23 protein-coding genes are annotated in these 25,444 nt (G+C 61.9%); 12 read left to right on the plus strand and 11 right to left on the minus strand.

From position 1 onward, the window contains the following. Window positions 1-31: 31 nt before the first annotated feature. From NT26_RS09075 to NT26_RS09085, 3 genes are read left to right on the plus strand one after another with little or no spacing between them, the layout of a single operon-like run. Window positions 32-973 (plus strand): carbohydrate kinase family protein, encoded by a 942-nt coding sequence (locus NT26_RS09075; protein ID WP_052638475.1) that lies wholly within the window; start codon window positions 32-34, stop codon window positions 971-973. A gap of 19 nt (window positions 974-992) precedes the next feature. Continuing rightward, window positions 993-1,919 carry a pseudouridine-5'-phosphate glycosidase gene (locus NT26_RS09080; protein WP_052638476.1) on the plus strand — a complete coding sequence of 309 codons (927 nt, stop codon included), beginning with the start codon at window positions 993-995 and terminating at the stop codon, window positions 1,917-1,919. Window positions 1,920-1,943: 24 nt separating this feature from the next. After that, window positions 1,944-2,834: a DMT family transporter gene (locus NT26_RS09085; protein WP_052638477.1), complete on the plus strand. Its 891-nt coding sequence runs from the start codon at window positions 1,944-1,946 to the stop codon at window positions 2,832-2,834. A 33-nt stretch (window positions 2,835-2,867) separates the two neighbouring features. Here NT26_RS09085 and cckA read toward each other — a convergent pair whose 3' ends face one another. Then, entirely contained in the window at window positions 2,868-5,465 is a 2,598-nt protein-coding gene (cckA, locus tag NT26_RS09090) for a cell cycle histidine kinase CckA (RefSeq protein WP_052638478.1), read from the minus strand. A 216-nt stretch (window positions 5,466-5,681) separates the two neighbouring features. Here cckA and NT26_RS09095 point away from each other — a divergent pair, with 216 nt between their 5' ends. Beyond that, on the plus strand, window positions 5,682-6,569 hold the full coding sequence (locus tag NT26_RS09095) for a flagellar biosynthetic protein FliO (RefSeq protein ID WP_052638479.1): 888 nt from the start codon (window positions 5,682-5,684) through the stop codon (window positions 6,567-6,569). 67 nt (window positions 6,570-6,636) lie between these two features. Here the strand turns inward: NT26_RS09095 and NT26_RS09100 are convergent, their stop codons facing one another. Continuing rightward, window positions 6,637-9,189, minus strand: a complete 2,553-nt coding sequence (locus NT26_RS09100; RefSeq protein ID WP_052638480.1) for a methyl-accepting chemotaxis protein — start codon at window positions 9,187-9,189, stop codon at window positions 6,637-6,639. 264 nt (window positions 9,190-9,453) lie between these two features. Here NT26_RS09100 and NT26_RS09105 point away from each other — a divergent pair, with 264 nt between their 5' ends. The 4 genes from NT26_RS09105 to mobB are packed head-to-tail and all read left to right on the plus strand — an operon-like array spanning window position 9,454 to window position 12,749. Then, the gene (locus NT26_RS09105) at window positions 9,454-10,389 is read left to right on the plus strand and encodes a DMT family transporter (protein ID WP_052638481.1); all 936 of its coding nucleotides are present in this window, start codon (window positions 9,454-9,456) and stop codon (window positions 10,387-10,389) included. 1 nt (window position 10,390) lies between these two features. Beyond that, complete coding sequence (locus NT26_RS09110; protein ID WP_152337507.1) at window positions 10,391-11,614, plus strand: multidrug effflux MFS transporter; 1,224 nt, start codon at window positions 10,391-10,393, stop codon at window positions 11,612-11,614. Continuing rightward, entirely contained in the window at window positions 11,611-12,234 is a 624-nt protein-coding gene (gene mobA, locus NT26_RS09115) for a molybdenum cofactor guanylyltransferase MobA (protein WP_052638483.1), read from the plus strand. The genes NT26_RS09110 and mobA overlap by 4 nt, the downstream gene beginning before the upstream one ends. Further along, a complete protein-coding gene (mobB, locus tag NT26_RS09120) occupies window positions 12,231-12,749 on the plus strand; it encodes a molybdopterin-guanine dinucleotide biosynthesis protein B (RefSeq protein ID WP_052638484.1) in 519 nt (172 codons plus the stop codon). Before mobA ends, mobB begins: the two co-directional genes overlap by 4 nt. 65 nt (window positions 12,750-12,814) lie before the next feature. Here mobB and NT26_RS09125 read toward each other — a convergent pair whose 3' ends face one another. The 4 genes from NT26_RS09125 to rpiA form a co-directional block, all read right to left on the minus strand. Continuing rightward, window positions 12,815-14,188: a class II 3-deoxy-7-phosphoheptulonate synthase gene (locus tag NT26_RS09125; protein WP_052641998.1), complete on the minus strand. Its 1,374-nt coding sequence runs from the start codon at window positions 14,186-14,188 to the stop codon at window positions 12,815-12,817. Window positions 14,189-14,334: 146 nt separating this feature from the next. Continuing rightward, window positions 14,335-15,723, minus strand: coding sequence for a glutathione-disulfide reductase (gene gor / locus NT26_RS09130; protein WP_052638485.1), 1,389 nt, complete (start codon window positions 15,721-15,723; stop codon window positions 14,335-14,337). 103 nt (window positions 15,724-15,826) lie between these two features. After that, window positions 15,827-16,429 carry a DUF2059 domain-containing protein gene (locus tag NT26_RS09135; protein WP_052638486.1) on the minus strand — a complete coding sequence of 201 codons (603 nt, stop codon included), beginning with the start codon at window positions 16,427-16,429 and terminating at the stop codon, window positions 15,827-15,829. A gap of 20 nt (window positions 16,430-16,449) precedes the next feature. Next, window positions 16,450-17,145, minus strand: a complete 696-nt coding sequence (gene rpiA, locus NT26_RS09140; RefSeq protein ID WP_052638487.1) for a ribose-5-phosphate isomerase RpiA — start codon at window positions 17,143-17,145, stop codon at window positions 16,450-16,452. 143 nt (window positions 17,146-17,288) lie between these two features. Between rpiA and gph the strand changes: the two genes are divergently transcribed. Beyond that, a complete protein-coding gene (gene gph / locus NT26_RS09145; RefSeq protein ID WP_052638488.1) occupies window positions 17,289-17,996 on the plus strand; it encodes a phosphoglycolate phosphatase in 708 nt (235 codons plus the stop codon). 42 nt (window positions 17,997-18,038) lie between these two features. Here the strand turns inward: gph and NT26_RS09150 are convergent, their stop codons facing one another. Next, the gene (locus NT26_RS09150) at window positions 18,039-19,901 is read right to left on the minus strand and encodes a L,D-transpeptidase family protein (RefSeq protein ID WP_052638489.1); all 1,863 of its coding nucleotides are present in this window, start codon (window positions 19,899-19,901) and stop codon (window positions 18,039-18,041) included. Between the two features lie 50 nt (window positions 19,902-19,951). Further along, a complete protein-coding gene (locus tag NT26_RS22745) occupies window positions 19,952-20,284 on the minus strand; it encodes a hypothetical protein (protein WP_152338597.1) in 333 nt (110 codons plus the stop codon). Here NT26_RS22745 and fumC point away from each other — a divergent pair. Next, window positions 20,283-21,674 (plus strand): class II fumarate hydratase, encoded by a 1,392-nt coding sequence (gene fumC, locus NT26_RS09155; protein ID WP_052638490.1) that lies wholly within the window; start codon window positions 20,283-20,285, stop codon window positions 21,672-21,674. The genes NT26_RS22745 and fumC overlap by 2 nt on opposite strands. A gap of 169 nt (window positions 21,675-21,843) precedes the next feature. After that, on the plus strand, window positions 21,844-22,914 hold the full coding sequence (locus NT26_RS09160) for a GGDEF domain-containing protein (RefSeq protein ID WP_052638491.1): 1,071 nt from the start codon (window positions 21,844-21,846) through the stop codon (window positions 22,912-22,914). A gap of 25 nt (window positions 22,915-22,939) precedes the next feature. On the opposite strand, the gene NT26_RS09165 is transcribed toward NT26_RS09160, so the two are convergent. After that, the gene (locus NT26_RS09165; protein ID WP_052638492.1) at window positions 22,940-23,548 is read right to left on the minus strand and encodes a pyridoxamine 5'-phosphate oxidase family protein; all 609 of its coding nucleotides are present in this window, start codon (window positions 23,546-23,548) and stop codon (window positions 22,940-22,942) included. Window positions 23,549-23,614: 66 nt separating this feature from the next. Next, window positions 23,615-24,529, minus strand: a complete 915-nt coding sequence (locus tag NT26_RS09170) for an alpha/beta fold hydrolase (protein ID WP_052638493.1) — start codon at window positions 24,527-24,529, stop codon at window positions 23,615-23,617. A gap of 47 nt (window positions 24,530-24,576) precedes the next feature. Here NT26_RS09170 and NT26_RS09175 point away from each other — a divergent pair, with 47 nt between their 5' ends. Continuing rightward, on the plus strand, window positions 24,577-25,053 hold the full coding sequence (locus NT26_RS09175; RefSeq protein ID WP_052638494.1) for a MarR family winged helix-turn-helix transcriptional regulator: 477 nt from the start codon (window positions 24,577-24,579) through the stop codon (window positions 25,051-25,053). Window positions 25,054-25,056: 3 nt separating this feature from the next. Here the strand turns inward: NT26_RS09175 and NT26_RS09180 are convergent, their stop codons facing one another. Then, window positions 25,057-25,431, minus strand: a complete 375-nt coding sequence (locus tag NT26_RS09180; protein WP_052638495.1) for a gamma-butyrobetaine hydroxylase family protein — start codon at window positions 25,429-25,431, stop codon at window positions 25,057-25,059. Window positions 25,432-25,444: the final 13 nt, after the last annotated feature.

Genomic DNA, 25,444 nt, shown 5'->3' on the forward strand with positions numbered 1-25,444 from the left:
TCGTTTGCAGCATTTTTCGGGGCCTTTGGCCATGAAGAAACGGATCCTGGTTCTCGGAGGAGCACACCTCGATCGTCGCGGCCGCATCGCCGCCGACACAGTGGCTGGTGCCAGTAACCCGGGGACGTGGCGGGAGGACGTGGGAGGCGGCGCGTTCAATGTCGCGCGAAATCTTGCACGGCTCGGGCATGCGGTGGAGCTCATCGCCCCGCGCGGTGGCGATGCAGCGGGTCAACGGGTTGCCGAGGAGGCATCGTTGGCGGGTATCGACGACCGGCCCTTCGTCTTCCTCGACCGCGCCACCCCCAGCTATACCGCGATCCTCGAGCAGGACGGCAATCTCGTCATCGCCCTTGCGGACATGGAGCTCTATCGGCTCTTCACGCCGCGGCGGCTTCGTGCAAGGTCGGTCCGGGAGGCAATGGCACGCGCCGATCTGATCGTCTGCGACGCCAATCTGCCCGCTGAGACGCTGTCCGCGCTCGGTGCGGAAGCGAGCGCAAGGGGAATAGCTTTGGCGGGCATCGCGATCTCACCAGCGAAGGTGATCCGCTTCCGAAAGGTTCTTCCCGACATTGCGTGGCTGTTTATGAATTCGGCGGAGGCTGCGGCGCTTGCCGGCGCGGCAGCCTCTCCGGATCAGTGGGCAGACCTTCTCCGTCCGCTCGGGCTTTCCGGTGGGGTGGTCACGAATCGTGGCGAGGATGTTGCTGCCTTCGACAGCCAAACGACTTTGATGATCAAGCCACCCCCCGCAAGCCAGATCGTGGATGTTACCGGCGCTGGGGATGCGCTCGCCGCAGGTGTGCTCGATGCGCTTCTTGCCGGCGAGAGCTTGCCACGAGCCCTTGTTCGTGGGATCGCTGCCTCGCAGATTGCCTTGGCCTCACCCTATGCCGCCCCTCCGGAACTCGATCGCAACCTTCTGGAGCGCAAGGCCGCAGAGATAGCAGCATCAACCGCCTACTCCTGAGATCTTGCCGGAGAAAGACATGAACGCGTCCGCCGATCCCACTCTTCCTATCGTCTATTCCGAGGAGGTCGCTGCTGCCAGGCGGGCTGGCCGCCCGCTCGTCGCGCTGGAATCCACCATCATAACCCATGGAATGCCCTATCCCGGCAATCTGGACATGGCACGTAGTGTCGAGACGATCATCCGGCAGGCTGGCGCCGTACCGGCCACGATAGCGGTAATCCACGGCATCCTGCATGTCGGGCTGGAGGACAGCGAACTGCAGGATCTTGCCCAGGCAAGGGACGCGCTGAAGCTCTCACGCGCCGATCTGGCGTTTGCAGTGGCGCTCGGTCGCACCGGAGCCACCACGGTCGCCGCCACCATGATTGCAGCTTCACTCGCTGGTATCGATGTCTTCGCAACCGGCGGGATCGGCGGCGTTCATCGTGGCGCGGAGGAGAGCTTCGACATTTCGGCAGATCTCGAGGAATTGGCGAAGACACCCGTTATTGTCGTCTGCGCCGGCGCCAAGGCGATCCTCGACATTCCCAAGACGCTCGAGGTTCTGGAGACCCGGGGCGTACCCGTCGTGACATACGGCTCTGACGACTTCCCCGCTTTCTGGTCCCGAGCCTCCGGTTACCCGAGCCCGCTTCGTCTGGACGCGCCCCAGCAGGTCGCGGCCTTCCAGGCAGCGCGCACGGCCCTGGGCATCGAGGGCGGCATGCTGGTCGCAAACCCGGTGCCCTATGCCGACGAGATCCCGCGCGAGGAGATGGAGACGTTCATCCAGGCCGCGCTTACGGCTGCCGACGAACAGGCCGTCTCGGCCAAGGCTGTCACACCTTTCCTGCTCGACCACATCTTCCACCAGACGTCCGGCCGCAGCCTGAAGACCAACATTGCGCTGGTCGAGAACAATGCACGTCTTGCCGCGGAGATCGCACTGGCCATGAAGGCCTGATCCCAGCCCGATCGGAGAGCTAACGTGTCCGCCATTTCGACCGGCGTTTCTGCGCCCGCGCAACGTACCGCGCTTGCCTGCCTCGTTCTCGGAGGTATCGCGATTGGGGCATCGCCCATCTTCGTCCGCCTGTCTGAAGTCGGGCCGGTCTCCACCGGTTTCTGGCGGCTCGCGCTGGCGCTCCTACCGCTTTTCCTCTGGAGCATGGTCAGCCCCAGCAGGCCAGAAATGCCGACCCTCGAACGGCGGGACTACTTCCTGCTCATCCTGCCGGGACTGGCGCTTGCGGTGGACCTCGTCGCCTGGCACCTCGCGCTCCACATGACATCGGTCGCCAATGCGACGCTTCTCGCCAACCTCGCGCCAGTCTTCGTCACGCTGATCGGCTGGCTTCTGTTCAGGACCACCGTCACGAGAATTTTCCTGCTGGGCCTCGGCCTGGCAATCGCGGGGGTCGTCACGTTGAAGGGCGGCCCGGCGGCACTGGCCGATGGCCAGCTTGCGGGTGACGCTGTCGCGGCGCTCGCGGCGGTCTTCTACGCCTGCTACATCCTGGCGATCGGCCGGCTGCGGAGCCGGTTCGCGACCAACAGGATCATGATCTGGAGCTCGGCGTCGGCCGCACTGTCGATCCTTCCGTTCGCCCTCTATTTCGAAGGAAACATCCTGCCTTCCAGCCTCTATGGCTGGACCATCCTTGTGGGCTTGGCCTTCGTCAGCCACGCCGGTGGGCAGGTGCTCATCACCTACGCGCTCGCCTACCTTCCCGCCGCGTTCTCCTCGCTGACGCTCCTGCTGCAGCCCGTCGTTGCCGCGATCCTCGCATGGTGGATCCTGACGGAGAGCGTCTCGCCGCTGCAGGCGGTTGGCGGACTGATCGTGCTCGTCGGGATCTTGGTGGCCCGCCGCGGCTGAGGCGGGCCTTGGAGCGACGACGATCCGTCGGCGTCAGCTATCCAGCATTTCGCGCACCGCGACCGCCAGCTGTTTCAGCGAGAAGGGCTTCGGCAGGAAGCCGAATTTCGCATCGGCCGGCAGGTTGCGCGCGAAGGCATCCTCTGCATAGCCGGAAACAAAGATGAACTTCAGGTCCGGATGCTTCTTGCGCAACTCCCCGAGCAAAGTGGGGCCGTCCATCTCCGGCATGACCACGTCGGAGACCACAATGTCCACCTGACCACCGAGCTCTTCCATGATCTCGAGCGCCTCGATGCCGGAACCGGCCTCATGCACGGTATAGCCACGGGTCTCGAGCATGCGCTTCCCTCCCCGACGCACAGCCTCCTCGTCCTCGACCAGAAGAACGACGGCGGAATTGCCCGTCAGGTCCACCTGCTCGCTAGTGGGTGCAGCCGCTGCTTCGGTCGTGACAACCGGAGCGTCGCCGCCACCCGGTTGTACGGCAGCCACCGCTTCCGGCACATGCCGGGGCAGGAAGATGCGGAATGAGGTACCGCGCCCAACGTCCGATTCGGGATAGATATAACCGCCGGACTGCTTGACGATCCCGTAGACCATGGAAAGGCCGAGGCCCGTCCCTTTGCCCACTTCCTTGGTGGTGAAGAACGGCTCGAAGATCTTGTCCATGATCTCAGGCGGAATGCCCGTGCCGGTATCGGAGACCTCGACCATGACGAAATCTTCCGAAGGCAGGTCCGCCTGCGGATAGTTGCTCGTCTGGTCGGCGGGGACGTTGCGGGTCTTCAGGAGGATCGTCCCGCCTTCCGGCATCGCATCACGTGCATTCACGCAGAGATTGATGAGAACCTGCTCGAACTGCGAAAGGTCGGTGCGTACCGGCCACAGGTCGCGTCCGTAATCCACCTCCAACTTGACGTTGGTACCCGAGATAAGCCGGTCGACCAGCATGCGCAGGTCGCCCACCACATCGGTCAGGTTGAGAACCGCCGGCCGCATGGTCTGCTTGCGCGAGAACGCTAGCAGCTGGCGTACAAGCACGGCCGCACGATTGGCGTTGCGCTTGATCTCCATCAGGTCGGCAAAGCTCGCGTCGGACGGCCGCGCCTGCAATAGGAGGTGATCGGAGGACAAGAGGATCGCGGTGAGCACGTTGTTGAAGTCGTGTGCAATGCCCCCTGCCAGGGTACCCACTGCGTTCATCTTCTGCGTCTGCGCCATCTGCGTCTCGAGCGCCTTCTGCTCGGTGGTCTCGACGGCGTAGACGATAGCGACTTCTTCCGGTGCCTCGTCGCTCTCGTCGATCACGGCGTTTACGTAGAAGCGAACATAGCGGCTCTCGTCGCCCGGATGGCGACAGTCGATCGGCGCTATATCGCCCTGTCGGTCCTTCGCGGCGGCAAGCGCTTCCATCAACTGCTGGCGTGCACCTTCATGCACGATCGTCTCGAGCTGGGCGCCTGCCTCTACATCGTCGCGCGAAACCACACCGGAGAACAGCCGCAGGAAGGGCGCGTTGATCCGCAGGATCTTGCCGTCGCCGTCCACGGAGGCAATCGCCATGGGCGTATTGTTGAAGAAGCGGGTGAACCGCATCGCCGAAGCCGACTGGTCGCCTTCCACCCCTGGCTGGCGGGCGAGCACGATGGTCCTGCTTTCGCCGGGCGCTCCGTCGCGCATGGACGTCACACTATGCAGCAGCCGCACAGGCAGGCTCTGGCCGTTGGTGCGACGCAGATCGAGATCGAGCGTCTCGGTTCTCTGCAGGCCCGGTGCCGCCTGGACCGACTGTATGAGCGCCATGCCTTCGCCAGCAACCAGGTCGGCGATGGAAAGGGAGCGAGGAACGAACTTGGTCAGGTCTATGCCGAGCCAGTCGGCAAGAGTTGCGTTGACGTAGAAGATCTCGCCCTTCCGCCCGGCAGAGAAGAAGCCGGCGGGAGCATGGTCAAGATAATCGATGGCGTTCTGAAGCTCCCGGAAGAACCGCTCCTGATCGTCTCGCTCGGAGGTGATGTCGGTCAGTTGCCAAACACTGAACCGCTCGGGACGCCCCTCGTCCTCCTTCAGGATCCGAGCCTTCAGCCGATACCAATGCGCCTCGGAACCTTGTCCGCTGGAGCGACCGAGCGGCTGCGGAAGACGAAACTCCTCGTGGCCTTCCCGCCCCTCGCGAATGCCGTTGACGAGCCTGTAAAGTGCTTCGCTGGACTCCCGATGGCGTGACAGGAGCGGTTCGAGCGGCTGCACCGCCGCTGCCTTGCCGGCGCCAGTAAGCCGGCCATAGGCCGCGTTGGCGTAGATGGTGCGCCCTTTTGCGTCGGTCACCAGTATCCCGTCGCGATGCCCGGCCATGAAGGCGCGCGCCAGCGCATCCGAGCGAGACTGCGGCATGACCTCCACGAACCCGATAACGGAGGAGACGAGGAAGAATATCCCCACCATGGCGAGAACGCCGAGCACACCGAGGACGATTTCGTTGTCGAGCGCCTGCTGGAAGAAAACAAAGGCCGCCGAGACGCCGATCAGCACGAATGCGAGCAGGAGAATTCGGATGATCGTACCGCCGCGTCCGCCGCGTTCGACCAGCGGTGGCTCGTAGTTGCCGCCGTGCTGCAACTTCGTCATCAACCCCTCACACTCTCGGTGTGCGTTGACGCACACCTTGGGAACTTCCGGCACTTTGCCGCGATTCTCTTCTAGCAAGTTGTGATTGAAGCCAAAAGCATACGAGGGCAGAAAAGCCGGGATAGCGCATTGCGGGTGCCGGGATGACGAAGGGCGCGCTTGCACTCCGACGGAAAGTTCGCCTCTAATCCTGCCGAAACGGCCAAGGAGCAAGTCATGGAAGAAATGCTGGGAGCTTACGGAGGCCGGCTGATCGTCGCAGTTGTCGGCGTCGCCATCGGGCTTGCCTGCCTCGTCGGCGTTCTATGGGTTGTACGCGGCCGTTCCGGGCCGTCCCCCTTCGTCCGTGGCGGTAAGAACCGGCAGCCGCGCCTCCAGGTGCTCGACGCCGCAGCCGTCGATACAAGGCGGCGGTTGGTGCTCGTTCGGCGGGATGATACCGAACACCTGATCATGATCGGGGGCCCGACCGACATCGTCATCGAAAGCGGTATCAGCGCGAACCGGCCTGTCTCCCCCCCGGAAGCCGCGATCGTTGACGCCGCCGTCCCGGGTCCACCTACCGACGAGCGGAAGCGGGCGGCGCCCCCCCCTGCGGCCGCGTCGGTCTCCGGTCGTGAACCAGTGCCGGCAGCGGCCAGACCCTCGCCGCCGGCCGAACCGCAAATAGCGCGCCCGGCTGCCATCGCCCCGCCTCCTGTCACCGATTCCTCGCCGCCGACCAGAGCGGCGGCAACTGCTACCTCGGTCGTCACGCCGCCACCGGCTGCAGCAGAACCGCAGACACGCCGGGAACCGGTCCTCGAAGAGGCTGCCGATGTCCTCGACGCTGCTCGCAGCCGCGTCCTTCAGGGGCCGACCGTGCCGGTGCGGCCACCTCCCCCGGAGCAAGCCGCTCCCTCGGTCGCATCCCCTGCACCGGTACTGGGCAGCGACTTCGAGCGGATTCTTGAGGAGGAAATGGCGAGCAATCTGGCGTCACGGGAGAGGGTGTCTCCCCGACCCGCCGATAAGCCGGCGCTGACAGGCGCCACGCCGGAGCCTTCGCTTCAGGACGAGATGGCGCGGATCTTCGGCGAGATGTCAGTCACCCGCGAGAAGTAACATAAGACATGAATATGGGAGACCGCGCGGCAGGCCTCCCATATCAGTCTCTGCCGTTCCGCCGCGATCAGGCGGCGTGAGCGTCCCGGGCTGCGGGACCACGGTCCCCGTTCCTGCCCAGCGGGCTGCCTGTCCTGAACCGGTCGATCTTCTCGCTCAGCACTTCGACCCGCTGTCTAAGGCCATGGATCTCCGCATTGTTCTCCTCGACCATGGCAGCATTCTGCTGGGTAATGAGCTCCACCTCGTGAACGGCCTGCGTGACCTGACCAATCCCGGTTGACTGTTCATCCGTGGCGGCCGAAATGGCCGCAACCAGCTTTCGCACATCCGTGACATGCGTAATGATCTGGCTAAGAGCACTGCCGGTCTCCTCGACGAGATGAACCCCGCTGCTGACCTGCGTGGAGCTGGCCGAGATCAATTCCTTGATTTCCCGGGCCGCACCAGCGCAGCGCTGAGCCAGTTCGCGGACTTCCTGGGCCACCACCGCAAATCCACGCCCTGCCTCTCCGGCGCGCGCCGCTTCCACGCCGGCGTTCAATGCCAGAAGGTTGGTCTGGAAGGCGATCTCGTCAATCACACCGATGATGGTGGCGATCTTTTCAGAGGAGCGACTGATCTCACCCATGGCGCCGACCGCCCGGGAGACCACCTCGCCCGAACGGACGGCGAACTCCTCCGTCTCGTTTACCGAACTGGCAGTCTTCCGCGCGCTGTCTGCCGTGGACTTCACCACATCGCTCAGATGACGCAGTGCCCGCGAACTCTCCTCCAAAGCAGACGCCTGCTGCTCCGTACGCCGCGCCAGATCGTCAGCAGATGCGGCCAGGTTCCCTGTCCCGCTATTGATCTCGCCGGTCGTGGCCCGCACGTCTTCAAGCGTTGCGCGCAGCGCTTGCACCGCAGTGTTGTAGGTATGTGCCATAGGGACGAAGTCGCTGGCGAGGTTCTCGTCCATGCTTCGCTCCAGATTTCCTTCCGAAAGCTGGGTGAGAGCATCGGAAAGCGCCGTGAGAGCGGCATGCTGCTCAGCCGCGATCCGTGCGCGCTCCTCGGCACGACGGGCGGCTTCAGCGCTCGTCTGCTCCCGTGCCGCGGCAGCTTCCTGTTCAAGCCGAACGTTTTCAAGCGCGGCATCGCGGAAGACGGTGACGGAGCGAACCATGTCGCCAATTTCATCCCCTCGTTCGCGCCCCTCGATGCTCACGGCGAGATCGCCCTCAGCCAGGCGCTTCATCACGTCCGTCACGCGGCGGAGCGGTCCCCGCAGCGTCTCCACCAGCATCAGGCCGCCAATGATGGCGAGCAGGGTACCGACGACCATTGCGGCGACGGAGATGTTTGCGGACCGTTCACTGTCTTCCTTGCCGACTTCCTGGGCCTGCGCAATGAAAGCCTGCAGGCCCGACATTCCCTCCGACAGGGTGCCCGAAGCCCGCACCCGCGCCTCGTTCCATTTCGATTCGATCTCCAGCATCTCGCCGGATGCGCTTTCGAGGGCGACGAGCGGTTGCTCCAGATCAGTAGAAAACGAACTCATGGCCGAGTTGTTGTTTCCCAGTGCCGATATCTGGGTACCGGAAGCCCGCAGCGCAGCGATGTCGTCCAGCACCACCTTTCGAGCTTCCTCGGTCAGTTGCGAGCGCAGCCGCTCCACATGCAGTTGCAGGGAATCTCCTAGCGCGAGGGAGGTCTCCACATGGGCGAGAAGCGTCTTGAGCGTCGTAACCTCGCCTTCCAGATTGGCAAATCGCTCGGCCGCATCTCCGGACTTTTTCAGAACGTTCTGCTGCAACTCATTCTGGAACCGCATGAAGCCGCTGGCCGCGACGCGCAGGGCCTGTGCCTTCTCAACCGCCGCGGTGTCCCCTTTCGCGATCTGCAGGAGATTTTCGGCGCCTTCCTGAATGGGAGCAAATCCCTGCATGATCTTGTCACTGACAAGGGACCTCAGCGGCTCGAATTCCGCCAGCAACGCCTGCGCCTGCACTTCGGCAGCCTTGGCCGTTCCCTCGTCGGAACTAGCATTTCGCACCGCGCTTCGCAGATTGTCGATCCGCTCCGCGATCGACTTGTAGGCAAAGGATTCAAACAAGGCGCCCTTGGCGAATCGTTCCTGGCCCTCGAACTTCTTTCGCAGGTTACCCAGACGCTGCTCAACTGTCGCCGACAACGCCTTGACGGCGTCTAGGTGGGCGCTGATCTCGCTTCCGTTAGCATCACGTTGCTGCTTGACAATCCATAGCTCCTCGGCCCTCTGCCGCATGGCCGGCGCCAACTTTGCGACAACCTCTATCCGTTGCCGGTCCGCCTCGCTCGCAAGCAGACCCTCCAGGACTTGAACGCCCTTTTCCTGCCGGTCGATCCCCTGTTGCAGGGCCCCAAGCGTTGCCTCGTCGGGCCTCTCGCTGAAGTCCTGCAGCACCGACTGCAGATGGTCGAAATCGGCAATGTTCTCGATCGTCGCACGGGTGACGGTCATGTGCCCGTTGAGCATGTTGGCCGTGTAGTAGCCTGCCAGGCCGACCCCTGCGATGAGAAGTACAAGCGGAACGACGAAGAGCAGGACCTTGGTAACGATCCTGCGGCCTTGAAGAATTCGATCGATAAACGACATGCGACCTCGAGGAAAATAGCGCGCTACCCTGCCTGAACATCTGCAAGGCGGCTGGCCGAGATTCCCGCGTCATGCCGGACGGCTACACACTTAGCGATATCTCTTGAGCAAGCGTTAATTGCGACCGGCAATTTTTCCTTGCGGGCCGAGGTGGCCAGACAGGTTCCGAATTTCACGCCGTGGAAGACGTTTCTCCGGCCAACCGGTCTGGCCGACCGGGGGTGCCTGCTCTAGAACTTCCTCCCTGTCAGTGAAGGAATCGTCATGGCATCCCCCGAAAACACGAGAGGCGCGCTCTACATGTCCCTCGCCATGGCTTCGTTCACGTTCAACGATGCGCTGGTCAAGTCAGTCACATCTTCGCTGAGCGTCGCACAGATCATCACGGTCCGCGGGGTCATGACGACGGTCCTCGTATACTTCGTGGCACGCCGCCTCGGCGCATTGCGTCGGCTTGCCGTCGTGTTTCAGCCGCTGATCCTGTTGCGGACATTCTTTGAAATCGGAGCAACACTGACTTTCATCAGTGCACTTGGGCAGATCGATTTCGCCAACGTAACCTCGATCATGCAGTCCCTGCCCCTCGCCGTGACCTTGGGGGCAGCAATCTTTCTGAAGGAACCGGTCGGCTGGCGGCGCTGGGCGGCGATCCTTGTTGGCTTCTTTGGCGTCCTCATCATCCTGCGGCCGACCGCTGACGGATTTGCATCCGCTTCGCTACTGGTGGTCGCCGCCGTCTTCTTCACCTCGTCACGGGACCTCGTTACCCGCCGCATCGTCGCCGACGTCCCCTCGCTGACCATCACACTCTTCACGGCGGCGGCGAATACGATCGTCGGCGCGTTCCTCATCGTGCCGATGGGTGGCTGGCAACCCATGACGTGGGAAAACTTCCTGCCCCTCGTGATCGCCGCCCTGCTGGTATTCTCAGGCTATCAGGCAGTCATCATGGCCATGCGGACCGGCGAAATCTCCTTCGTCGCGCCTTTCCGGTACACGAGCCTGATCTGGGGCCTCGTCCTCGGCATCCTTTTCTTCGGAGAGCGCCCGGATGCCTTCGTCTATGTCGGAGCGGCGATCATCATCGTGTCAGGGCTGTACAGCTTCTACCGCGAGGGGAAGCGACGCCGCGAGGCCATGGCGAGAAGCCAACAGCCGCTCCCGCAAGGGCCGACAATGGCAATGAAGGATGGAAGCTGACTTGGGCAAGACACGGTTTCTGGATAACAGCACGCCGCCACACATCGCCACCTTGGTCCTCGCAGCCGGCCTGGCAGCGATGTCGATGAACATCTTCCTTCCGTCACTCGCAACGATGGCCGATTACTTCGGCACCAGCTATGCCGTCATGCAGTTTGCCGTGTCCGGCTACCTGGCAGGCACCGCGGTCATCCAGATCGCCATCGGTCCGCTGTCGGACTTGTTCGGGCGGAGACCGGTCATGCTGGGGGGAATCGTCCTTCTTCTCGCCGGCACGCTCATCTGCGCCCTCGCCCCCAATATCACCATCTTCATGATCGGCCGCCTCATGCAGACAGGGGTCGTTGCCGGCATCGTCCTGTCGCGCGCCATCGTGCGAGATATGGTGCCGATGGAGGAAGCCGCTTCCATGATCGGCTATGTCACCATGGGCATGTCTCTGGTTCCGATGATCGCCCCGACGCTCGGGGGCGTCCTGGACGACCTGTTCGGCTGGCAGGCGAGTTTTGTGGCCATGCTCCTTGCTGGCGTCACGGTACTGCTGCTGGTCTGGCGCGATCTCGGCGAAACCAATACGGCCCAATCCGCCAGTCTCGGCGCCCAGTTCCGCAGCTGGCCGCAACTGCTGCAGTCGCGACGCTTCTGGGGATATACCCTGACCGCCACCTTCTCTTCCGGTGTCTTCTTCAGCTTTCTCGGCGGCGCACCCTTCGTCGGCAGCGTGATCCTCAAGCTGACGCCGTCCGCCCTCGGTCTTTACTTCTTTACCATGGCGGCGGGCTACATGCTCGGAAATTACCTGTCCGGCCGGTATGCGCGTCGCTTCGGGATCGCCCCGATGATGCTATCGGGCAACATTGTCAATGTCATCGGTATCTGTACAGCCTTCGTCTTTGCGATCGTCGGCATCAGCCATCCGTTCGCTTTCTTCGGCCCACTGTCACTAATCGGCATAGGCAACGGCCTAACGCTTCCGAGTGCCAACGCAGGCATGGTCAGTGTCCGTCCACATCTTGCGGGATCGGCATCGGGGCTCGGAGGGGCGATCACCTTGGGCGGCGGCGCAGCCCTTTCGGTCCTCGCAAGCTCTGTCCTGACACCTGAGACCGGAACAATGCCTCTTCTTGCCGTCATGGGAGCGACGGTTGTTCTGGCTCTGGCTGCGACCGAATACGTGCGCTGGATCGATCGCCGCGAAGGATCGCTGGGCGGTGACGGCCGATGACGAATCTGCTGCCGAACGGGTTGATCCTCGCCGGAGGGAAGTCGAGCCGCATGGGCAGCGACAAGATCTCGCTCCCCTTCGGGGCGGACACGCTTCTCACCCACATACGTGCTCGACTGGCACCGCAGGTATCCGAGGTCGCCGTCAATGGACCACTGTCACTGCAACTGCCGAAGGGTGTCCGCCACGTCCCGGACACCTTGCCGGGCCAGCCGGGGCCGCTCGCGGGTGTTCTGGCCGGATTGCGGGATCTATCCAGCCATCGACCGGACAAGGCGCACCTCCTGACGGTGCCTTCGGACGCCCCGTTCTTCCCGGAGGATCTCGTCCGGCTGCTCATGTCAGCAGCGCCGGGTCCGGAAACGGTCGCGATCGCGGCATCTGGTGGGCGAGTGCATCCCGTCTTTGGCCTCTGGCCGGTATCACTGGCGAACGATCTGGAAAATTGGCTGAGGAACAGCGAAAACCGACGCATGTCTGACTATCTAGGACGTCACCAAGTGGTGACGGTGGAATGGGGGATCATATCTACTACGGCCGGCCTGCTTGACCCGTTCATGAACCTCAACACACCGGAAGACCTGGAAAAGGCCCGGCGCCTTCTGGAGATATTGCCGTGAGCCGTCCTCGCGTCTTCGGAATCGCCGGCTGGAAGAACTCGGGCAAGACGGGTCTTGCCATACGACTTGTGGAGGAATTTACCCGGCGGGGCTACCGCATCTCGACCATCAAGCACGCCCACCACGATTTCGATATCGACAAGGTGGGCGCAGACAGCTATCGCCACCGCCAGGCAGGCGCACACGAAGTCGCGCTTGTATCCGGCACGCGCTTTGCGATCATGCATGAACTCCGCGGTGGTCCCGAACCAGCCTTCGAAGAGATCCTTGCCCGTCTCGCCCCCTGCGACCTCGTCCTGATCGAAGGGTACAAGCGGGAACCTGTGCCGAAGATCGAGGCGCGACGGGCTGAGGCAAAGAGTTGTGAGCCACTTGCCCCAGGCGATCCGCACATCGTCGCCATTGCGGCAGACCACCCGGTGGAGGGCACATCCCTTCCCGTCTTCGAACTCGACGATACCGACGCCATCGCCGATTTCATTGCCGCAGCCATAAACCTGCCGCCCAGGGACTGATGCAACGAGAAAGGCCGGCCTCCACTGACGGAGAGCCGGCCTTTCGTTTCGCTATGTCAAAGCTGTCAGCCGTTGACGACCATCCGCTTCTCGTCGCGGCCGGTCTTCATCCGTTCGGCGAGCAGGAAGGCGAGCTCCAGCGCCTGGTCGGCGTTCAGGCGGGGATCGCAATGGGTGTGATATCGATCCTGCAGATCACCGGCTGTGACCGCGCGCGCTCCGCCGGTGCATTCCGTGACGTCCTTGCCGGTCATCTCGATATGGATACCACCGGGGTGGGTCCCTTCTGCACGATGGATCTGGAAGAAGCTCTCGACTTCCGACAGGACACGATCGAACGGTCGGGTCTTGTAGTTGTTGAGGGTGATCGTGTTGCCGTGCATGGGATCACAGGACCAGACGACCTTGCGGCCTTCACGTTCCACCGCGCGGATCAGCTTCGGCAGATGGTCCGCCACCTTCTCATGGCCGAACCGGCAGATCAGCGTCAATCGACCAGCTTCGTTTGAAGGGTTCAGCGCGTCGATCAATTCCAGCAGGTTGTCGGGCTGGAGCGAAGGGCCGCACTTCAAGCCGATCGGGTTCTTGATCCCGCGGCAATACTCCACATGCGCGTGATCTGCCTGACGGGTCCGATCGCCGATCCAGATCATGTGGCCGGACGTCGCGTACCAGTCACCCGACGTCGAATCGACGCGCGTGAGCGCTTCCTCGTAACCCAGGAGCAGAGCCTCATGGCTGGTGAAGAAATCGGTCTCGCGAAGGCTCGGATTGTTGTCGGCGCTGATGCCGATCGCCTTCATGAAATCCATGGTCTCGCTGATGCGGTCCGCCAGCTTCTTGTAGCGCTCGCCCTGCGGCGAATCCTTCACGAAGCCCAGCATCCACTGGTGGACGTTTTCGAGATTCGCATAGCCACCCATCGCGAAGGCGCGCAGCAGGTTCAGCGTCGCGGCCGACTGGCGATATGCCATCAGTTGCCGCTCAGGGTTCGGAATGCGGGCTTCGGGATTGAACTCGATGCCGTTGATGATGTCACCGCGGTAGCTCGGCAGTTCGACGTCGCCCTGCTTCTCGATGTTGGAAGAGCGCGGCTTGGCGAACTGGCCAGCGATCCGGCCGACCTTAACCACCGGCTGCTGTGCCCCGAAGGTCAGCACAACAGCCATTTGCAGGAAGGCACGGAAGAAGTCACGGATCGTGTCCGCCCCGTGCTCCATGAAGCTCTCGGCGCAGTCGCCGCCCTGCAGCAGGAAGCCGTTGCCCTCAGCGACATTGGCAAGGTGCTTCTTGAGGCGACGGGCCTCACCCGCGAAGACCAGCGGCGGAAAAGTGGTGAGCTGCGCTTCCGTCGCGGCCAATGCAGCGGCATCCGGATAGTCCGGGACCTGCTGGATCGGTTTCTGCCGCCAAGTGCTCGGGGTCCAGTTCTGTGCCATTTCGCTCACCTGTCATCGCCGCGGCGCTGGCGCCGGGCTTTCCGTTCTCGATTTTGCGGCGGCTTATAACTCTTCCGGCTGCCCTTGCCTAGCATTTTAGCGCCACTGCATCAGGCGGGCGAACTGCCTATGTCAGTCGGAAGACCTCACACGCGCTCGCCATTGCGGATGCGATAGCTGGGCTGATACATGGTTACCAGTTCCTCTGCCGCGGTGGGATGGACGGCCATCGTCCGGTCGAAATCATCCTTCGTGCAGCCAGCCTTGAGCGAAATTCCAAGCAACTGCGCCATCTCGCCCGCTTCGTGGCCGAGCACGTGAGCCCCGACGACCTTGCGACTGGCAGCATCGACGACCAGCTTCATGATCATCTTCTCCGCGCGCCCAGACAGGGTCGCCTTCATCGGGCGGAATTCGGCGCGGTAGACCTCGATTTCCGGATAGCGCCGGCAGGCTTCTTCCTCTGACAGTCCGACTGTGCCGATCTCAGGCTGTGAGAAAACGGCCGTCGCGATCAGCTCGTGATCCGGCTTTGTCGGATTGTTCTTGAACTCGGTCTCGATGAAGCACATGGCTTCGTGGATCGCCACCGGCGTCAGCTGTACCCGGTCGGTGACATCTCCAAGGGCATAGATATGCGGCACGTTCGTGCGGGAGTATTCATCGACAATAATTGCTCCCTTTTCGTTCACCTCTACACCGGCTGCCTCCAGACCGAGTCCCTCCGTGTTCGGGTCACGGCCAAGAGCCAGCATGACCGTATCGACGGCAAGTGCCTGCCCTTCAAGTGTATGTGCGACCAAGCCGCCGGCCGGCGCCTTCCGTACTTCCTCGATGATGTCGGTGCAGATGATCCGGATGCCCTTTTCCTCCATCGCGCGATGCAGGCCTTGGCGCATGTCGCGGTCAAAGCGCGAGAGGATCTCCTTGCCACGGTAGATCAGCGTCGTGTCCACCCCGAGCCCGTGGAAGATGTTGGCGAACTCGACGGCGATATAACCGCCGCCGGCGATCAGGATTGACCGTGGCAGTTCCGGCAGATCGAACGCCTCATTTGAGGTGATGCAAAGCTCGTGCCCAGGAAGCGCCGCATGCGGATTGGCCGATCCGCCAGTCGCGATGACGATCTTCTCTGCGGTCACCGTTTTGCCGGTGGTAACCAGACGTATCGTGTGAGCATCGACAAGCTCAGCCCGCGTCCCCAGCACCTCGACACCGGCATTTTCTAGGTTGCGCCGATAGATACCCTCGAGCCGCGAGATCTCGCGGTCCTTGGCCGCAACCAGCCTCTTCCAGTCGAAGCTCGTTTCACCAAACTGCCAGCCAAAGCCGACCGAATCCTCGAAATGCTCCGGGAATTGCGAGGCGTAGACGAAGAGCTTCTTCGGAACGCAGCCGCGGATGACGCAGGTGCCGCCGAAGCGATATTCTTCCGCGACCGCTACCTTCTTGCCGAGCGAACCAGCGAGCCGCCCGGCACGAACACCTCCCGAACCACCGCCGATGACGAACAGGTCATAGTCGAAAGCGGTCATCGGAGGCTCCTTCGTCAAGTGGCACGCCGCCCATATAAGGGGGATACCGGGAAAGCAAAAGCCCGGATTGCTCCGGGCTTGGGATTGGGAACGGTGGGTGCGCTTATTGCGGCGGAAGTTGCAACTGCAATTGCGGCTGTTCTGCTGCTCCTTCGGCAGCAGCCGACGCCCCGCCCTCGGCGGCCGGCGGCGTAGCCGCAGGGACGGCGTCAATGATGTCGCGCAGAGCCGCCGTGCTCTGGTTGTTCAGGTCCCGGGATATGCCGTTTGCCCAGATCTCGGCTGCCTTGGCCAATTCGCGGGAGACAAGCGGGCCGTTGGTAAGGAGCTTCTTCCCGGCTTCGGTGGCGTAGAAGGAAGAAATCGCCTTCAACTCGTCGAGAGTGAAGGCCTTGGCGTAGATCGTGGCCGCTTCACGCTCGAGGTCGGCACGGCGAGGTGCGAGCTCAAGAGCCTGCTGATCGACGGTCGCAGAAATCTGCTCCTGGAAATTCGGCGAGGCCTGGATGAACTGCGCCTTCAACCCTTCCGCAAGACCCGGCAGGATGTTGTCGTAGCGGTCGGTTGCGTTGATCGAGGCGATGGCTTCGCGGGCTGCGGCCAGATGCTCCTCGGAAATCTCCTGCGCCTGGAGCGGCGCCGCCATGCTGCCCGCGACAAGCACGGCAAGAGCGGCCGCGCGTCGGAAACCCGCAAACTTGGTCATGAAAATAGTGCTCCTGTCTTTCATTGTGCCTTGAGCGTCCGTACCCCGTTCTCGCCGGCGATGATGGCGAAAGACGCTAGATTGATGAACAGCCCGTGCTCCACCACACCCGGGATGGAATTCAGCTGACTTGCGAGAGCCTCTGCATCAGGAATACGGCCAAAAGATGCGTCCAGAATATGGTGCCCGCCATCCGTCGTGAAGGTGTCGTCGGCGCTTCCACGCAGGCGAATTTCACCGATGAGGCCCAGCCGCTCTGCGAGCTTGTCGATCGCGATCCGGGTTGCCACCAATCCGAATGGATTGACTTCGATCGGCAGCGGGAAAGCGCCCAGCATCTCGACCACCTTGGTCTCATCGGCGATGACGATCATCCGTGAGGATGCAGCCGCGACAATCTTCTCGCGCAGAAGGGCACCGCCGCCGCCCTTGATAAGCTGCAACCGACCATCGACCTCGTCCGCACCATCAATGGTGAGATCCAGTTCCGGCAGCTCGTCCAGCGACTTCAACGGAACGCCGAGATCGAGGCAGAGGCGCGCCGTACGTTCGGACGTAGGCACACCCTGGACTTCCAGGCCTTCAGCCACCTTCTCCGCCAGAAGCCTTACGAATTCTTCGGCGGTGGATCCGGTGCCAATGCCGAGGCGCATGCCGTGCTCCACATGGGCCAATGCCGCTTCCGCCGCCTTGATCTTCATTTGTCGGGCGTCCATGCGCCAGATGCTCCCCTTTGTTTCGCCGTTGCTGTTTACACGGCCACCCTCGGAAGGAAAAGGGCCATTGCAAGGTTGCCATTTGCTTTAGCGATCGTCCTGTCCTAAGCCCTCTCTTCAAGAAAATCCGCTAAGAGGCATTCATGACGGCTCCCCTGGTGATCTTTGACCTCGATGGCACTCTTATCGACACCGCACCGGATCTCGTTGCCAGCCTCAACCATACGATCGCAGCTGCTGACCTCGAACCTGTCACCTATGCCGACCTGACCCATCTCGTCGGCCAAGGCGCGCGCGTCATGATTCGTCGCGCCTTCGAACTGCGTGGGCAGCCGCTCAGCGACGAGGCGGCAGAACCCCTCCTCCAGCGTTTTCTCGCCCACTACAAAGCGGAAATGCCGGGTGCCAGCCGCCCCTACCCCGGATTGATCGAGGCGATGGAGCGGTTGGAGGAGGCAGGGATGCGCCTCGCCGTCTGTACCAACAAGTTGGAGGAACTGGCGATCCCGTTGATCGGCAAGCTTGGTCTGTCGGATCGTTTTGTGACGGTAACAGGCGGCGACACCTTCCCCGTTCGCAAGCCCGATGCCGGTCACCTTCTGGGCACGATCGAGAAGGCCGGCGCTCGACCGGAGGCGGCTGTGATGATCGGCGACAGCATCAACGACATATTGGCCGCCCGCAACGCTGGAATTCCCTCGATCGCCGTGACATTCGGCTACTCTGACGTCCCAGTCGAGGACCTTCAGCCGGACCATGTCATGACTCATTTTTCCGAGCTTACCGACGAACTCGTCAGGCGGCTGCTATCACGCGATACTCACACTTCAATGAGATCCGTCCCAGCGTGAAAAGGGCGGCATTAGGCCGCCCTCCAAAGACACTCAAGCGCTTCAGGAAGTCCTCGCCTTGGTGTTCGCGGCCATCGCCTTCAGGGTGGCTGCGTCGCGATCGTAGACATCGTCGAAATACTCGACGACCCCGTCCTTGTCCGGCCAGGCGGTGAAATAGGAGACGTAGACCGGGATCTTTGCGGTCACCTTTTCTCCCTTGTTGCGCCCGCCGGCGATACGGCTCCCGATCTCCTGCTCGGTCACACCCAGAACCGCCGCGGCCATCTTGCGCGGCTCGGCCAAACGGATGCAGCCATGGCTGAGCGCACGGGTATCGCGCTGGAAATAGCTCTTCGAAGGCGTGTCATGCATGTAGATCGCATGGGCGTTCGGGAACAGGATCTTCAGTTCGCCGAGCGCATTGTCGCTGGAGGGCGGCTGACGCACCGCAATTGACTGTGTCGAGCCATACCAGTTCACGCTCGAGGAAGACACCGGCCGGCCATTGACCTCGACCTGGTAACCCATCCGATCGAGATAGGATGGATCGGAGCGCAGGTGCGGAAGCATCTCGTTGATGATAATCGACTGCGGGACGCCCCAGTATGGGTTGAACTCGACGGTCTCGATCTCGTCCTGGAAGAAGTAGGTCTGGTTGCTCTTGGAGCCCACCACGACGCGCATCGAGAACTGCTCGTCGCCATCTTCATGATAGTAGGCCATGTATGCAGGCTGGTTGATGAAGACGTACCGTTTACCCAGTTCCGTCGGCAGCCAGCGCGCCTGCTCCATCGCGATGACGAGTTTCTCGATCTTTGCCTCGTCGCTGTGACCGACGAGCGCCCTGACGGTGGCACGCCCTACAACCCCGTCAGGCTTCAGCCCCACTTCCTTCTGGAAGGCCTTCACGATCTCGACAAGCTCCGGCGTGTACTTTCCGGCCTCCTGATAGCCGGAGAGGGTCTCAGCATGGGCGGAGGTCAGCTCCTCCGACGCGATCTCCCGGATAGCAGCGACAACCCCAGCCACCGCGGGGTTGTCGGCGCCCGGCTTGAGCAGCAGATCATCCGGCAGTTCGATTCTCTGGTCCCGATCCGAGACCTTCGCCTTCAGCCGGGCAAGCTCCGCCTTCAACGCCACGAACTGCGGGCTCTGCGGGGCAAGCCCCTCCAGATAGGCGGCCGGGTTCTCCTCGGCCCGCACGAATGGCAACACGAATGCCAGCTTCACGTCCTTGCGCTTGAAGTCGTGGTAATCGGAGATGCGGTTAGGGTCGAGGCGGCCACGGACCATGTCCTCAGCGAAGCGCAAAACACTTGCTGAAAGATCGAGCTCGAACTGCATGAGCGATCTGCGGTGACCGTCGCCGGGAACCGCGGCCATACCGTCGGACATCGTCGCGGAGACCGGCTCGGTGCTGGCTGTCAGCAATTCGGGAACCGTGAGGCGATAATCCGCCGGATCCAGGCCGTAGGTGTCGGCACGTTCGAACAGCTCGATGACGGCCTGTGCCTTGCGGTTGAGGTCACCATTGGAGACCCAGAGCGGCGTGGCGTTCTTCCCGTAGAAGGATTCGATCGCGGCAGCCACGTCCTCGGACGCCGATACTTTCGCATCGGCAAAAGGACTTGCATCATTTCCTGCTACAGCAAAGCCAGTGGTTCGAACGGCGCGAACGGCATCCGGCTTGTAAGCGTGGTATTTCGGGCCAGTCACCTTCGGCAGTGGCTGCGGATCGACCCGCCGCTCGCGCGTTTCCACCCCCGGCAGGCGATCATTGTAGACCGGCGCGCGATTGGCCGGTCCACCCCTGATGATGTCCAGGAGGGTAATCGCCTGTGCCGGTGATGAGTGTGCGCAGAGGGTAGCCACTGCAGAAACAACTGCGAGGGCGATAGGTGCTCTTCTGGATATGGTCTGCAATTCTGTCCCCGTCGGCTGGGTTCGGCCCTTAGGCGGTTTCGCTCACCGGTCTACCGGATCGCATCAAAAATGAAAAGGAAACGCCCGGCTCCGTGACTGGTCGCACCGGCCAACCGCGCATGAGTCGCTCCATGCGGCAAGGCTAGGAAACCATTCGTTAATTTTTTATTCATCAGAATCGACCCGCCACCTTTCACGTCGCTCACTCGGCTGAAACCTCGGCGTCGTGTCAAAAATGGCACGCGGGTCGGCGGCTCCATGATCGTTTCACGGACATCCCGACTGGTCCGACATTGGTATACAATCCAGCGGCTGGCCTTGCGCGACAGTGTTTTGTCGAATAACTCCGGCGCTACCACCCAGCGCAGCAGAGGCAGAACCATGTCATCCACCCGCACCGAAACCGATACCTTTGGACCGATTAACGTCGACGGCGATCGCTATTGGGGCGCGCAGGCGCAGCGCTCGCTTGGCAACTTCAAGATTGGCTGGGAAAAGCAGCCAGCCTCCGTCATCCGCGCGCTCGGGATCGTCAAGCAGGCCGCTGCCCGTGCCAACATGGAACTGGGGGGCCTCGACCAGGGGCTGGGCAAGGCAATCATCGAAGCCGCCCAGGAAGTGATCGACGGCAAGCTCAACGATCATTTTCCGCTCGTCGTATGGCAGACCGGCTCAGGCACCCAGTCAAACATGAACGCCAACGAGGTCATCTCCAATCGCGCGATCGAGATGCTGGGCGGCACCATGGGCTCTAAGAAGCCTGTGCATCCCAATGACCACGTCAACATGAGCCAGTCTTCCAACGACACCTATCCGACGGCCATGCACATCGCCTGCGCGGAGCAGATTGTTCGCCACCTGATCCCGGCTCTGAAGCAGCTTCACGCCGCGCTTGAAGACAAGGTCAAGGCCTTCTCGCACATCATCAAGATCGGCCGCACCCATACACAGGATGCGACGCCCCTGACGCTCGGCCAGGAATTCTCCGGCTATTCCGCGCAGGTCGCTTCCGCCATCAAGCGCATCGAACTGACGCTGCCTGGCCTCTACGAGCTCGCCCAAGGCGGCACCGCGGTCGGAACGGGGCTGAACGCACCGGTGGGCTTTGCCGAGAAAGTTGCCGAGGAAATCGCCCGGATCACCGGCGTGCCCTTTGTCAGCGCGCCGAACAAGTTCGAGGCCCTCGCCGCCCATGATGCGATGGTCTTCGCCCATGGCGCAATCAATGCGGCTGCAGCGGCCCTCTTCAAGATCGCCAACGACATCCGTTTCCTCGGCTCCGGGCCGCGCGCAGGCCTCGGCGAACTGGCATTGCCCGAAAACGAACCCGGCTCGTCGATCATGCCCGGCAAGGTGAACCCCACGCAGTCGGAGGCGATGACGCAGGTCTGCGCCCACATCTTCGGCAACCACGCGGCGATCACCTTCGCCGGCAGCCAGGGCCATTTCGAACTGAATGTCTACAACCCGATGATGGCCTACAATTTCCTGCAGTCGGTACAGCTTCTCGGCGATGCGGCGGTCTCCTTCACCGACAACTGCGTTGTTGGCATCGAGGCGCGCGAGGACAACATCAAGCGCGGCGTCGAGAACTCGCTGATGCTCGTTACCGCCCTCAACACGCGCCTCGGCTACGACACCTGCGCCAAGATCGCCAAGACCGCCCACAAGAACGGGACGACGTTGCGCGAAGAAGCTGTCGGCGGTGGATACCTGACGAATGAAGAATTCGACCAGTACGTGCGTCCTGAGAACATGATCGGACCACGTTGAGGTACGAACGCCTTCATCAATAATAAAAGGCCCGGCCGGGCAGTGAACGGCTGGGCGCACCGAATCTGCTTTTTAAGGAGCCGCTTAATTTTGAGCGACTCCTTAATTGTTTTCCGATAGATTTGATATAAAGCATTCCTACTAAAGTGTTGGGGAACACGTGGGGGGTTTGATGACAACGACTGCGCAGAAGGCGCAAGCGAACGATGTAGTTGGCCAGATCATCTACGCATTGCGAGCAATGGGCGTCGCCCCTATCCCTCGCAATTATCAGTTGTTCTACGAAGCCTATATCGGCTCGAATACGTCTCTGACGCAGCAACTTGCTGCGCTCGGCAGCAGCGCGACCCAGGAGGAACTGGACGCGATTTCGAGCCAGTATCTCGGAACCGGCCAGGTGGAGGTAATCGAGAGGGCTCACGGAAAGCTTCTTGTCGAACTCGAGAACCTCCTGCGCCTGCTGCGGCGCGAGCAGCAGTCGATGGAAAGCTATACCAAGCTCCTCGGTGAAACGGCCACCCGCATCAACAGCAAGGCCAACTTCTCCAACGATATCATCCGCAACGCCATTGCACTTCTCACCTCCGCTACCACCGACACGATGGCCCATGGGGAGCGGACTGCCGACACCGTTGCCGAGCATTCCATCGAAATGGATCAGGTCCGAAAGGAATTGGACGAGTACAAGCGGATCGCCAACACCGATTCGCTGACGCGTCTTTCGAACCGGCGGGCCTTCGACGACAAGCTGGCGTCGATTTTCGACAGCACCGGCAACCTGAAGGTCACCGCGCTGGTGCTGGCCGATATCGACAACTTCAAGAACATAAATGACAATTTCGGCCATCCGGTGGGAGACAAGATCCTCGCCACCGTCGCCTCAGTGATTCGCGCGAATGTGCGCAAGGATCTGTTCGTCGCCCGTACCGGCGGTGAGGAGTTTGCGGTCATCGTGGAAGGCAATACGGCCGATGAAGTCATGCTGATCTGCGAGCGGGTTCGCTGCGCGCTCGAGACCCGCAGCTTCCGCAACTCCCGTTCAGGCGTCCAATATGGTCCGATCACCATATCATTGGGCTATTCAATGGCAGCTCAGGCCGAAAACCCCAACCAGCTCTACGCCAATGCCGACGCTGCACTCTATCACGCCAAGCACAACGGCCGAAACAGAACCGTATTTTTCGACGAAGTAATGCGTAGGGACTATGCAGCCAAGAACTGGCTCATCTATCGCAACTGAAGGTCTGTGAGGGCCACTGGACAGGCTACCACATTGTGGCCGCCGCGCGTCCCGCCCATTCGCGGTCATAAGTCGCCTGATCGAAACCCGCCTTCGCGGCTTTCAGCATTGCGCCGGCGCTCGGCAAGGTCGCCGGATCAACGAACCTCTCGGCGTTCCAGAGTTGTGCCCGCATGATCGCTCTCGCACACTGAAAGTAGACTTCACCGATCGTGATCACGATCACCGAGCGGGGATGATGCCCGTCCGTCTCAAAGCTCTCCAGCAGCGACGGCTCGACGGATACGACGGCCGAACCGTTGACACGCATCGCCGTGTTTGACCCGGGAATGAGGAACATCAGCGCCACCCTCGGGTCCCGGATGATGTTCATCAGCGAATCGACACGGTTGTTGCCGCGCCAGTCAGGCATGAGAAGCGTTTTCGAGTCCTGAACGCGGACGCAGTTCCCGGTGTCGCCCCGCGGCGAGCAATCCAGCCCCTCAGGGCCTACCGTCGCCAGAGCCATGAACGGCGAAGCTTCGATCATCGAACGATATTCCGGCGTCAGCATCCCCGTGACCTTGGCGACCGAGGCTTCGGTCACGTCGGCGTAGATCTGTCGAAGGTCTTCGATCGTCCGGATGATCGTCATTCTGCCGCATCTCCTGTCTGGGTAACCCGCCATGGACGTTACGACGGCAGATCGGGGCAATCAACGTCACGTGGCAGAGTTGCGGCTATCCTCGCCTTGAACGTCGGTGAGAAACGTCGCCACGACCCCTATCACCTCCGGTGCGCTGATGATCCTGCGATGGCCATAACCATTCGCCCAGTGAACTCTTGCCGACGGCACCGCGGTGTAGCGCCGTGCATGCTCCGGATCGACCTCCTTGTCGTCTTCTGCGTGGACGACGAGCAACGGCTTGCACAGCCTCTGCGCGATTGGAACGCCGTCGAATTCGGATAAGGCCGCACCCGCCACTGTCTCGGCATGGCGCACGAGGTTCCGGCGCATCGACTCGCTGAGGCCGACGAAATCGGAGAATCCGTCGAAAAGCCACTCGATTCTGCTGGGTGCCCCGATCACGGCCATTCGGCCCGGGTTGAATTGTCCGGCGTCAGGCATGATGCCGCCGGCTGCAAGTACCAGACTGGCTCCTCCAAAGGAGTGTCCCACCGCACCATCGAACGGTCCGAATCGCCTCTCCGCTTCAACGATCGCCTCTACGGCCATGCGGATGTTGAGGTGTCGTCCGCTCGAGTGTCCATGGCCGGGAAGATCCAGAACGACAACCTCGGCACCCGTCGACGCAAGCCCTGCCGCCAGCGACGAGATATAGGCGGCCGATGAGCCCCAGCCATGAACGACCAGAAACCGCTTGCTCGCCTCCCTATGCTGACCTGCGAAAAGATACGCCATTACTCTTGCCTTCCCCACTCGAAACGGCATGGTCTTGGCAGCATCAAGCCGTTGGCGGCCCTGAGCGTGGACCTGGCGAGCCTTCGGCCCAGCCGGCCGGCGCGGTGGCGTGCGACAGAACAGTTCGAATGCAAGGCGCGCCGTCACCTGGGGTGCATATCTGCTGCCGACGCTGATAACAGGACGGATGACCTTGAGTGCAATCGGTGTCATGGTGGAGCACCTTCATTATGTTCAATGCTGAACAATAAAGTACAAGAATGAACAAAGATCAATCCCTTCCCTGGGACCACCCACGGTTCAAGAGCTGGATCGCCGTTGCCCGAGCCTGCCAGCTGATGCAGTCGGCGCTGGCGCGCGATTTGTCACCGCTCGACATCAAGCCGCCGCATCTGGATATTCTCGTCAACCTTTTTCGCTTTGAAGGCATCTCCCAGCAGGAACTGGCTCACAAGCTGCTTGTCGGACGATCCAACGTCAGCATGACCTTGCCCCAGCTGGAACGCCGTGGACTGATCGAACGCCGCGGAGACAAACGGGACAAGCGCGTCCTGCGCCTCTTTCTCACGAAGGAGGGCCGGCGGGTGACGGAAGAAGGAATGCGAATCCAAACCGCGCTGATTAACAGCATCCTGTCTGCAACCCCCATTGAGGAGTGCCTAGCCATAGGCGCCAACATGGAGCGCGTCGTAGCCGCACTTCAGTCGGAGATGGGGGATGATCAAGGCGACGGCTAGCGCTCAGCGCCTTGGCTGCAGCGGGTCGCGGCTGAGGCCCTTCGTCTCCAGCTCGCGCTCGTAGTCGGCGAAGAGCGTGCCGCCTTCCTGCCCGAGCTGGCGGAGATAGGACCATGTGTAGATGCCGCTGCTGTGACCGTCGTCGAACCCGATCCGCACCGCGTAATTGCCCGTCGGCGTAAGGCTGCCGATGGTCACGTCCCGCTTGCCGGGGACGGTGACCTTCTGCCCCGGTCCATGCCCCTGGACCTCGGCCGAGGGCGACAGCACCCGAAGCATCTCGGCCGGGAGCGGATAGGAGGCCTGATCGTTGAAGGTGACATGCAGAACCCGGCGGTCCTTCGAAACGCGCAGTTCGGTGGGCCAGATTTCGGTCATGTTTTTGAGGCTC

This window comes from Pseudorhizobium banfieldiae (genome assembly GCF_000967425.1).
Taxonomy (GTDB): Bacteria; Pseudomonadota; Alphaproteobacteria; order Rhizobiales; family Rhizobiaceae; genus Neorhizobium; species Neorhizobium banfieldiae.